Genomic DNA, 9,956 nt, shown 5'->3' with positions numbered 1-9,956 from the left:
AAAAAAAAAAAAAAAAAAAAAAAAAAAAAAAAAAAAAAAAAAAAAGAAGAAAAATAACAACAATATAACTTGTTTCAAACTCTTCCCCTATCGTCATCAAAGACCATTAAAGACATAACAGATTAATTTTCGAGCAGAACAAGAGCGCCGGCCGATTCCGGCCGCGTTCCGGCCGCCGTCCGGTCGCCGGGCCCCCGGGGCGCGGGCGGCCTCGGGGCGGCGCGGTGCGGGCACCCCGCGCGGCCCTCGTACGCCTCCATACCTTTCTGACCTGCGCTTTCCCCGGCGGCGCGCGGGAACGGTACCGACGTGCGTCCGACCGGTCGCGCTCCGTTCGGGGTGTGGCCCTCGCGCATCTGTCTGCGCGCGCCTCCCAGCGGTCACGCTCCTACTGTCAGCGATCCCGCGAACTCCAGGAGCCTCCTTGTCCGCACGAGCCGCAACAGCAGTGACCGTCGCGATCCTCGGCAGCGGAGCCCTCGTCGGTCTCCCCGCCGCCTCCGCCTCGGCAGCCGGCAGCCCGCACGCGCGCGGTCCCGCCCCGATCACCGTCGTGGGGCACCGCGGCGCGCCCGCCTACGCGCCCGAGAACACCCTGCCGTCCGTCGACGAGGCGGCGCGGCTCGGGTTCCGCTGGGTCGAGAACGACGTCCAGCGCACCAAGGACGGAGAGCTGGTCGTCCTGCACGACACGACCCTGACCCGTACGACCGACGTGGAGCAGGTCTTCCCCGACCGGGCGCCGTGGAACGTGCGGGACTTCACCGCGGCCGAGATCGCGCGGCTCGACGCGGGCACCTGGTACGACCCCTCGTTCGCCGGTACGCGCGTCCCGACCCTGGAGCAGTACCTGAGCAGGATCAGCCGGACCCACCAGAGCCTGATCCTGGAGCTGAAGAGCCCCGATCTCTACCCGGGCATCGAGGCCGAGACCCTGGCCCGGCTCCGGGACAGCGGCTGGCTCGACCGCGCGCACGTGCGGAACCGCCTGGTCGTGCAGAGCTTCGACGCGAAGAGCATCAAGGAGGTGCACAAGCAGCGTCCCGACGTGAAGACCGGTTTCCTCGGCACCCCGGCACAGGCGCGGCTGCCCGAGTACGCGCGCTTCGCCGACCAGATCAACCCCTCGCACACGACGATCGACGCGGACTGGGTGGCGGCGGCGCACGCGCTGAAGGGCCCGCACGACAAGCCGCTGGAGGTCTTCACCTGGACCGTGGACACCCCGGCCGACACGGTGGCGGCGGCGGACAAGGGCGTGGACGGCATCATCAGCAACGCTCCCGACGTCGTGCGCGGCGCGCTCGGCGGCGACGGGCTCGGCGGCGCTCCCCGCGAGGTGCCGGGCGGCGCTCCGGGCGAGGCGCCGGCGGGGGCGCTGGACGGGGCGTTCGACGAGGCGCTGGACGAGGCCGTGGCCGACGCGGCGAGCGTCCCGGTGGGCTGAGGTCCGGGTGGGCGGGCGGCCGGGAGAAGCCGGGCCGCCCGCGCTGCCGGGGGCGTTGTCGGTGGGCGGCCGTACGGTGTGCGCATGAACAGTGACACGTCCGCGCGGCCCGGGGCCCCGGAGCCCGAGCCGGAAGGGCGGGCCCGGGGCTGGACCTCGCTGGTGGCGGAGAGCCCCGTCGGGCCGCTCCTGCTGGCGGCGACGGCCACCGGGCTCGTCCGGGTCGTCTTCCACGCGGACGCGGGGACGGCCGGGCGGGAACGGGCGGCGCTCGCCGACCGCCTCGGCGCTCCGGAGGACCCGGTGACGGGCGCGGCGGCGGTGGAGGCGGCGCGCGCGGCGCTGGCGGCCTACTTCGCGGGGGAGGGCGCGCTCGCGGCGCAGCCGCTGGACTGGTCGCTCGTGACCGGTTTCCAGCGCGAGGTGCTGCGGGCCCTGGCGGCCGGGGTGCCGTTCGGGTCGGTCGTCGGCTACGGCGAGCTGGCGCGCCGGGTCGGGCAGCCCGGCGCGGCGCAGGCGGTGGGCCTCGCGATGGGGGCCAATCCGCTCCCGCTCTTCGTGGCCTGCCACCGGGTGGTGGAGCGCGACGGCGGGATCGGCGGCTTCGGGGGCGGCGTGGAGACGAAGCGGCGGCTGCTGGCGCTGGAGGGGGTGCTGCCGCAGCCCTTGTTCTGAGCCGTGGGGGCCGGCGTGGTCGGACCGCCGGGCCGTCAGTCCTGGGGGACGCGGCGGGCGGGGTGACGGGGGTCGTCCGTGCGCACGACGAGACCGGCGGCGTCGAGGGGGTTCTGCTCGGCCTCGTAGCGGGCGAAGGCGGGCAGGGTCCAGTGCTCCTCGGCGGGGGTGCGGCGGCGCAGGGCCGCCTCGGTGAGGGAGAGGTGCACGCCGAGGTCGAAGGGGAACCAGTGGCCGAAGAGGAAGGGGCCGTGGAGCAGGAGGAACCCGCCGGGCGGCAGGGTGGTGTACGGGGTGCGGCTCGCGCGGTCGGTGGCGGGGTCCCACAGGTCGGGCAGGACGCGGCCGCTCCCGCCGGGGTCGAGCGGGGCGAAGACCTCGCGCCAGAGCGCCGGGATGTCGAACCAGCCGCTGAGGTAGCTGTCGGGGTCGTGGTGGCCGTGCTCGAAGCGGAGCGAGGCGGGGCGCAGGAAGCCGCTGGTGGCGACCGGGAGCGCGGGGCGGCCCGCCGCGCGCAGCGCCTCGGCGAGCCGCTCGGCGAGGTCCTCGGGGCGGGCGGCGGGCGCGCCGTCGAGCGCCACCCTGACGTGGTCGCCGCCGTCGGCGGGGGCGGTCGCGAGCAGCCGCTCGGTGATGTCCTCGGTCAGGCGTTCCCAGGTGATCGCTTCGCATCGCACGGGTCCATGGTGACGCAGGGGGCCGGAGCGGACCGGCGAGGGTCCCGCGACCGGTGCGGCGGGGCCGGGCTCAGGCGGGCGACGGCGGGCGGGCGACGGGGCGCGGGCTCGCGCGGAGGAGGCGGCGGAGGGCGCTGAGAAGGCGGCGGAGGGCGCGGAGGGGCGGAGACGAAAGAAGGGGGCGCGCTGTGGCACGCCCCCGGAGGAGGTTCCGGGAGCTGGTCCCGGGTACTGCGGACGTCGGAGGAGGAGCGGGTCAGGAGAGGAGGAAGTCGGCCTGTCCGGCCTTGGCCCCCTGGATGAAGGCGGTGATCTCCGCCGGGGTGTAGATGAGTGCGGGCCCTTCGGGATCGGAGGACTGGCGGAACGCGATCCTGCCGTCCGCGAGCTTCATCGCCTCGACGCAGTTCCCCCCGTTGCCGCCGCTCCACGGCTTGCGCCACCCCGCGTTGCCGAGCTGGGCGGCGGGCATTCCGTTGTATATCCGGACGCGGTCCATTCACAGCTCCTTGCGGACATCCCTCAGGATCTCCTTTGTGCGTTGTGCAGTGGCGGCATGTGCCGCCATGTGGTCCATGACCTCCAGGTACATCGCGACCTCCGGCCGGCTGTCGAGGTAGACGGCGCCGGTCAGGTACTCCACGAAGACCATGTCCGGAAGTTCGGGCATGGGGAAGCGGAAGAGGACGAAGGGGCCGAAGGTGCCGGGGTGGGGCCCGGCACTGAACTCGGCGATCTGGAGGGTCACATTGGGCAGAGCGGTGATGTCGAGCAGATGGTCGATCTGCCCGCGCATGACCGTCGCGTCCCCCGCCGGACGGCGCACCGCTGTTTCGTCCACGACGTACCACAGCCGTGGCGCGTCCTCGCGGACCAGGAGCTTCTGGCGTCGCAGCCGCAGATCGACGTGACGCTCTATCTCCTCCGGCTCTCCGCGTCCGAGCGAGCCGGCCCGCATGACGGCCCGGGCGTACTCCTCGGTCTGGAGCAGGCCCGGCACGAAGTGCGGTTCGTAGTTGCGGATGAGGCTCGCGGCCCCCTCCAGACTGACGTGCATACTGAACCAGTTGGGGAGCACGCCGTGGTAACGCTGCCACCAGCCCGGCTTGTTGGCGTCCTCCGCGAGCGTGACGAAGGTTTCGACCTCCTCCGGCGCCGCCCCGTAGGACTGGAGCAGCAGCTGGAGATACGGAATCCTCAGCGCCACCTCTGCCGTCTCCATGCGCCGGACCGTGGCCGGTGCGACGCGCAGGACCTTGGCCGCCTGTTCGCGACTGAAGCCCGCGTGCTCGCGCAGGTCCTGAAGCCGCCGCCCCAGGACCACCTGGCCCACGGTCGGCGCGGACCTCGGTTCGCTCACGTCGGACCTCCCCTTGGCGAACAGTTCCCGAGCAGTGTGCCATGCGCCGCAACCCCAGCACACTGCACTCTGCATTTTTCAGAGTGACCCTTGCCAAGTGTTCGCGCCGGGGAGATAGTGGCACACGTGATTCCGTCCGCTCCGTTAATCACCCCCCAGACCGGTGAGCGCTGTGCGAGTTTCGAACTCGCCGCTCACCCGGGTTCCGCCGCCCAGGCCCGGCGGCTCACCCGCACGCAGCTCGACGGCTGGTCGGCGCCCGACGAGACGTGCGAGGCGGCGATGCTGATCGTCTCCGAGCTCGTCACCAACGCCCTCGTCCACACGGGCAGCCGGCAGATCGTCTGCGAGTTGCGCGAGATCGATGCGCCCGGGCGGGTCCCGTTCGCGGCGCACGACGCGCGCAGACGGGCGGGGGGCGCGAGCGGCGCGCCGGACGGATCGCGGCTGCGGATAGCGGTACGCGACGAGGGGCAGTGCGGCAGGCAGCCGGCGAGCCCCCGGCAGGACCCGCACGACGAGCACGGGCGCGGCCTCTTCCTGGTCTCCGCCATGAGCCTGTCCTGGGGGACGCAAGAGGCGGAACAGGGTTCCGGACTGGTCGTGTGGGCCGAGTTGTCGTGGGAAGAGGCACGCTGAATGCACACGTGGACGGCAGGCTCGCTGAGCCTCGACACGCTCGCCTCGCTCAGCCGGGGCCGGTTCCCCCGAGCAGCGGCGCGGACGCCACTGGTGCGCTTGACGGTGCCGAGCGGGATGACCACGTCGATGGGCGTGGACGCGGTGGGCGTGCCGGAGGCGCTGGCCCGTCGGGTGATGGGGCGGCTGCCCCGGATGGGCTGTGTCTTCGCGGACGGCGGTCGCTGGTGGTGGATCGTGCCGTCCGGCTCCGACGTGGCCCTGGAGTGGCCCGCGCCCGCGCACTACGCGGCCGGAGCGCTCGTACCGGACGCCCGCAAGGAGCCCCGGCTCGTGCACCAGCCGTCCGGCAAGGCGCCGTACACCCCGCCGATCCCGCTCTACGTGACCCTGTGCCGCCTCACCGACACCCTTCCCCCCTGGTCCCGCTCGGCGCCGACCGAGGACTGAACGGCTCCGCGCCCCTCGGCGCCAGAGCCCCCGGCTTACGGCGGACGGCGCCGCGCACCGGATTCCCCGGCCTTCCTTCCGCCCGCCCCGGATTTCACGCTTTGCGGGCCGCGCCTTTCTTCTTCTCGACCGTGAGCCTTCGGCTTTCGGCCTTCGCCTTTCGGTTTCCGGGCGGTTTCCGGTTTCGGGCGGTTTCCGGTGGCCCGGCGGTTTGCGGACAGCGGCTTTGCGGCGGGCGCGCCGGCACACTCATTCCGTCGCCGCGCGGGCGCGGACGATGACGAGGAAGGCGTCCTCGTCGAGATCCATGACGACCTCGGCCGCCGTGCCCTCGCAGCGTCGCTGACGGGCGAACTCCTCGGCGGGCCAGGAGCCCCGCGGCCCGCCCGCGGGAAAGCGTTCCAGTACCACTCGTTCGATCCTCACGGCCGCAACTCCGTCCTGTCGTACCCGGGTCGCACTCCCCCGTCGTCGGTGCCGCCGCGACGCGTGTTCACTCGAAACCCGCCCTTCACTCACTCGCACGGAGTAACGAGTGCACCCGCCGTCGCGTCACGCCGCGCCGGGCGGTGCGTCGAGAATGACGCAGCGGAGCGCCGGGATGTGGGCGCCGTGACCGTACCGTCACCTGTTCGCCCCGGCTCGTAGCGGCATCCGCCGCCCTCGGGGAGCGCGGGGGCCGCGACCGAGGGCGCACCCGGGCCGGAACGGGGGAACGGGTCGCGGCAGGTCAGGAGGCGGGGCGCGCGAGGTGATCGCGGCGGCCGAGCGCGGTGAGGTCGAGGAGGCTGCTCGCGCTGCCGAGCCGGTCGAGGCCGCGGGCATAGGCCGAGTAGGTGTGGAAGACCTGATCCCCCACGCGCAGGAAGCAGCTGAGCGCGGGCCGGTCGACGTGTTCCCCGGCGGCGAGCGCGGCCTCCCGTCCCGGGTCCGCCTCCGCGCGGGGGCGGTAGCCGTACGCGGGGGGCGCGGCGGAGGCGGGCCCGGGGGCGAAGGAGGCGCCGAAGTCGTAGGGGAAGGTGCTTCCGTACGCCGAGTACCACGGGACCGTCCAGCCGCCGGCCGCCTTGAAGGGCAGGATGCGCGGATACGGGGCGCGGGAGACGGCGGCGAAGGCCGTTCCGCGCTCGCGCAGGTGCCGCAGGTCGCCGATCTGGTAGAGGAAGGCCGCGCACCGCGCGCAGCCGGCCTCCGCCTCTGCGCGAACATGAAGTGGTACACGATTAACTGATCGCGTCCCTCGAAGAGTTCCGGCAGGCCGGTACCGCCGTCCGGTCCGGTGAAGATTTATTCCACCTCTTTTGGGACCCGCGGCAGTGTTTTTTTTTCGGGCGGCGAGGTCCTCGAGCGCGCGCGTGAGCTCCTTCTCCTCGGCGAGCAACGTGTTGCGGGGGGCGAGCGCTTCGGTTTTTTTTTTCGGAGGGGACGGGGTCGGCTGCGGGGTTGGGGTTCACGGCGCTCCTTCGGGGCCGGGGGGGCGGGTGCGGGCGCACGCGCGGTCGCCTGGTGGACCGGAGGGGCGGGGGGAATTCATCTTTTCGCTGGTGAGCGGACGCGGGACGGGCGGACGCGGACGGGACGGGAGGGGCCGGGTGCGCCGGGACGGCCGGTCAGTGCGGTACGGGCGTCCGGTGGCGGTCGAGGGTGTCGAGTTCGCCGAGCAGGGCCCGCAGACGGGCGGTGTCGCGCGCGGGCAGGGTGCCCGCGTCGTCGGCGTGCACCGCGGCGGCCGTGGTCGTGTCCACGAGGCGTTCGAGCACGGCGGTGACTTCGGCGGCGCCGGCGCTGCGGCGGGCGAGCGGGGGCAGTTCGGCGGCCGAGACCTCGACGGCGGCGCGGGCCTGGGCGAGGGACCGGTACGCGGCGCGGCGCAGTGCCCAGCGGCCCGGCAGGTCGGGCGAACCGCTGAGGACGTGCCCCAGGTAGTCGGTGGCGGCCTGCGAGGCGGTGGCGAGCCGGCCGCGAGCGACGGTACCCGCCCGGCCGGGGAGCGGGAGGTGGCCGGCGAGCAGCACGATGCCGCAGGCGAGCAGGGTGTCGGTGAGCCGGTTCCAGGTGGCCTGGGTGTCGCCGCCGAGACCGACGAGGGCGAGGACGAGCAGCGTGACGACGGCGGTCTGGAGGGCGAAGTGCCGCATGGCGAGCGGGACGAGGGTCGCGCAGAGCGCGGCGAGCGCGACGAGCCCGGTCTCGGGCGGCAGCGGTACGGGGGCGGCGACGGCGGCGAGCCCGGCGAAGAGACCGGCCCCGGCGAGCGTGCCGGCGATCCGGCACAGGACGCGTGAGGCGAGCGGGCCCAGATCGGGCTTGACGAGGAAGACGGCGGTGGCGGGCAGCCAGTACCAGTGCTGGGGGTGGAGGGACTGGGCGACGGCGGTGGCGGCGCCCATGCTCAGCGCGACGCGTATGCCGTACTCGCGCCCCGCCGGACCGGTCGCGCGCCTCCGCGCGGCGCGGAGGCGGGCGCGGGCACCGCGCGGGGCGCGGACGGCGGGGCCGGGGGCCGGGGCGGAGGCGAAGACGGCGAGGGCGGAGAGCAGGGACGTGTCGAGCGCGCGCAGTCCGGGGGCGTCGCGTGCGGGGGCGGGCACGGGGCCGGGCACGGTGTCCGCGCGGACGGCCTCGGCGAGGGCGAGCGGGCCCCGTACGGTACGGGCGGGCAGCGGGCGGCCGGCCCAGTAGAGGGCGGTGGCGGCCTCCGCGAGCGGCAGGGCCGCGTCGAGCCGGGCGTGGAGCCGGCGTTCGGCCGCGCTGTTCGTGAAGCGGTGGAGCCGGGGGCCGAGCAGGGCGTCCTGGGCCTGGTCGAGCGCGGTGGTCAGGGCGGAGCGGCGCGCGGGGGCGGCCGGGGTGCCGGTGGCGTCGAGGAGCGCCGCGATCGCGGTGTAGACGGAGGCGACGGAGGCGCGTTCGGTGCCCAGGCGGTACGGGTGGCGGGCCCCGTCGTCCGGCGAGGGGAGCAGGAGGCGCAGGGCGAGGAGCCAGGCGGCTCCGGTGAGGAAGGCGAGGGCGCGTTGCCAGCCCGGCTCGGGCAGGGGCATCCCGGCGCCGATGGCGGTCGTCACGAGTACCTGGGTGCCGATGCCGGAGGCGACGGGGCCGACGGCGCTCACGGCGCCGGCGAAGAGGCCGAGCACGGTGAGGACGAGCGGCAGCAGGAGGGGCTGGGCGGGGTGCGGCAGGAGCGTCGTCGCCGCGCTGCCGAGCAGGAGTCCGCAGGTGCCGGCGAGGGCGGGGGCGCCGAGGCGGAGTCCCGCCGTGCGGCGGGAGCCGGGACGGTCGTTGACGGCGGCGAGCAGGCTGCCGAGCGCCGCCATGACACCGAGTCCCGGCCGTCCGGCGGCCACGGCGAGGACGAGCGGCAGCGCGCCCAGCAGGCCGCGCGCCATGGCCCCGCGCGGCACCGGCACACGGGGGACGTACAGGGCGTGGGCGAGCCAGGCGGGCAGCGGGCGGTACCGGAACCCGGGGGCGTGGGGCGGGCGGAATTCCCGTGCGGACAAGCTCACTCCCGTCGGCAGGTCTGGGGTGCGCGCGGTAACGGGTGCGCGTCGGCCTGCGGACGGCGGTGGCCGTGGCTGTGGGTCCCAGGGTACGGGAGGGGCGAGGTGGGGAGGAAACGGGCGGGTTACGGGGGTGTGGCGGGCCCGGCGCGGCGGAAATCGCGTTGCCGCGCGGCTCCGCGCACCGACAGGATCGGGCCCATGGAAAGTTACGAACGCCCTGGACACGGCGCCGGACGCGGTGTCCAGGACGCCGGGGTCCAGGGCGGGGAGTTCCCGCCCCCGGCCGCCTCGCCCCCGGAGATCCCGCGCCATCAGGTGCGCGCGCTGCACACGGCGGACACGCTCACCGTCTACCAGGCGTACCGGCCCTCGCTCGGGCTGCCCGCCGCGCGGGACGGGCGGTTCCCGCCGGAGTGGGGACGGGAGCGGATGACGTGGATCAAGCCGTCGTTCCTGTGGATGATGTACCGCTGCGGCTGGGGGACGAAGGAGGGGCAGGAGACGGTGCTCGCGGTGGAGATCACGCGCGCGGGGTTCCTGTGGGCCCTGCGGCACGCGGCGCTCTCGCACTACGAGGCGGCGACGCACGGGAGCCGGGAGGCGTGGCGGCGGGCCCTGCGCGGGGCGCCCGCGCGGGTCCAGTGGGACCCCGAGCGGGACCCGCGCGGGCGAGCGCTGGCGCACCGCTCGCTGCAACTGGGGCTGTCCGGGGAGGCGAGTCGCCGGTACGCGGACGAGTGGACCGTCGGGATACGCGACGTGACCCCGCTCGCCCGGGAGGCGCACGCGCGGGTGCGGGAGGGGCGGCCCGAGGCGGCGCGGGCGCTGCTGCCCGTCGAGCGGCCGTACGAGGTGCCCGCGGACGCGCTGGCGGGGCTGCTGCCCGCGCCGCGCGCGACGGGGGGCGGGGCGTGAGGGATCTCGTGGGGCGGGCGGAGCGGAACTTCGCCGCACATGCGTGTCACCTGCACCGGGACCACCCGGGCCGGGCGGTGGTCGTGCCGCCGGGCGGGGAGGTGTGCGTCGCGGACAGCGGGCTCGACGACGACACGTTCAACATCGTGACGGGGGCCCGCTTCCCGGGGCGGGCGGCGTCGGCGCGGGTGCTCGGGACGCTGGCCGCGCTGCGCACGACGGGGCGGCGGTTCACGTGGTGGGTGGGGCCCGGCGCGCGGCCGGAGAACCTGTCGGCGCTGCTCGCCGCC

General features: G+C 74.5%; 9 protein-coding genes and 3 pseudogenes. 6 read left to right on the top strand and 6 right to left on the bottom strand.

The annotated features are described in order from the left end of the window. The first annotated feature begins 424 nt into the window (after window positions 1–424). Complete coding sequence (locus SSBG_RS23495; protein WP_234010632.1) at window positions 425–1,447, top strand: glycerophosphodiester phosphodiesterase; 1,023 nt, start codon at window positions 425–427, stop codon at window positions 1,445–1,447. Window positions 1,448–1,531: 84 nt separating this feature from the next. Next, the gene (locus tag SSBG_RS23490) at window positions 1,532–2,122 is read left to right on the top strand and encodes a methylated-DNA--[protein]-cysteine S-methyltransferase (RefSeq protein ID WP_008748559.1); all 591 of its coding nucleotides are present in this window, start codon (window positions 1,532–1,534) and stop codon (window positions 2,120–2,122) included. A gap of 35 nt (window positions 2,123–2,157) precedes the next feature. Here SSBG_RS23490 and SSBG_RS23485 read toward each other — a convergent pair whose 3' ends face one another. The 3 genes from SSBG_RS23485 to SSBG_RS23475 all read right to left on the bottom strand — a co-directional run bounded on the left by SSBG_RS23485 (window position 2,158) and on the right by SSBG_RS23475 (window position 4,159). Next, window positions 2,158–2,799 carry a uridine kinase gene (locus tag SSBG_RS23485; RefSeq protein WP_008748558.1) on the bottom strand — a complete coding sequence of 214 codons (642 nt, stop codon included), beginning with the start codon at window positions 2,797–2,799 and terminating at the stop codon, window positions 2,158–2,160. A 256-nt stretch (window positions 2,800–3,055) separates the two neighbouring features. Further along, window positions 3,056–3,298, bottom strand: coding sequence for a DUF397 domain-containing protein (locus SSBG_RS23480; protein WP_007828494.1), 243 nt, complete (start codon window positions 3,296–3,298; stop codon window positions 3,056–3,058). Further along, window positions 3,299–4,159, bottom strand: coding sequence for a helix-turn-helix domain-containing protein (locus tag SSBG_RS23475; RefSeq protein WP_008748557.1), 861 nt, complete (start codon window positions 4,157–4,159; stop codon window positions 3,299–3,301). It lies immediately after the preceding gene. A 126-nt stretch (window positions 4,160–4,285) separates the two neighbouring features. Between SSBG_RS23475 and SSBG_RS23470 the strand changes: the two genes are divergently transcribed. Both SSBG_RS23470 and SSBG_RS23465 read left to right on the top strand, forming a co-directional pair. Next, the gene (locus tag SSBG_RS23470) at window positions 4,286–4,798 is read left to right on the top strand and encodes an ATP-binding protein (protein ID WP_234010631.1); all 513 of its coding nucleotides are present in this window, start codon (window positions 4,286–4,288) and stop codon (window positions 4,796–4,798) included. Beyond that, window positions 4,799–5,248 (top strand): hypothetical protein, encoded by a 450-nt coding sequence (locus SSBG_RS23465; RefSeq protein WP_008748555.1) that lies wholly within the window; start codon window positions 4,799–4,801, stop codon window positions 5,246–5,248. Window positions 5,249–5,497: 249 nt separating this feature from the next. On the opposite strand, the gene SSBG_RS33360 is transcribed toward SSBG_RS23465, so the two are convergent. From SSBG_RS33360 to SSBG_RS23455, 3 genes and pseudogenes are all read right to left on the bottom strand, one after another. Continuing rightward, on the bottom strand, window positions 5,498–5,674 hold the full coding sequence (locus SSBG_RS33360; protein ID WP_008748554.1) for a hypothetical protein: 177 nt from the start codon (window positions 5,672–5,674) through the stop codon (window positions 5,498–5,500). A gap of 304 nt (window positions 5,675–5,978) precedes the next feature. Then, window positions 5,979–6,629: pseudogene (locus SSBG_RS23460) on the bottom strand (DUF899 family protein). Window positions 6,630–6,858: 229 nt separating this feature from the next. Next, window positions 6,859–8,634 (bottom strand): FUSC family protein, encoded by a 1,776-nt coding sequence (locus SSBG_RS23455; RefSeq protein ID WP_234010774.1) that lies wholly within the window; start codon window positions 8,632–8,634, stop codon window positions 6,859–6,861. 315 nt (window positions 8,635–8,949) lie between these two features. On the opposite strand from SSBG_RS23455, the pseudogene SSBG_RS23450 reads away from it, so the two are divergent. Both SSBG_RS23450 and SSBG_RS36235 read left to right on the top strand, forming a co-directional pair. Beyond that, a pseudogene (locus tag SSBG_RS23450) lies at window positions 8,950–9,540 on the top strand (DUF4291 domain-containing protein); the annotation flags it as partial. Beyond that, window positions 9,489–9,956 (top strand): annotated as a pseudogene (locus SSBG_RS36235) (GNAT family N-acetyltransferase); the annotation flags it as partial. The pseudogenes SSBG_RS23450 and SSBG_RS36235, both read left to right, overlap by 52 nt.

The organism is Streptomyces sp. SPB074 (genome assembly GCF_000154905.1).
Lineage (GTDB): Bacteria > Actinomycetota > Actinomycetes > Streptomycetales > Streptomycetaceae > Streptomyces.
The sequence above is the reverse complement of the archived record's forward strand: the minus strand, read 5'-3'. Positions and strand labels throughout refer to the sequence as shown.

Coding starts and splice junctions, on each gene's coding strand:
- SSBG_RS23465 (WP_008748555.1), top strand. CDS start 4,799: ATGCACACGTGGACGGCAGGCTCGCTGAGCCTCGACACGCTCGCCTCG.
- SSBG_RS23455 (WP_234010774.1), bottom strand. CDS start 8,634: ATGGCGCGCGGCCTGCTGGGCGCGCTGCCGCTCGTCCTCGCCGTGGCC.
- SSBG_RS23480 (WP_007828494.1), bottom strand. CDS start 3,298: ATGGACCGCGTCCGGATATACAACGGAATGCCCGCCGCCCAGCTCGGC.
- SSBG_RS23490 (WP_008748559.1), top strand. CDS start 1,532: ATGAACAGTGACACGTCCGCGCGGCCCGGGGCCCCGGAGCCCGAGCCG.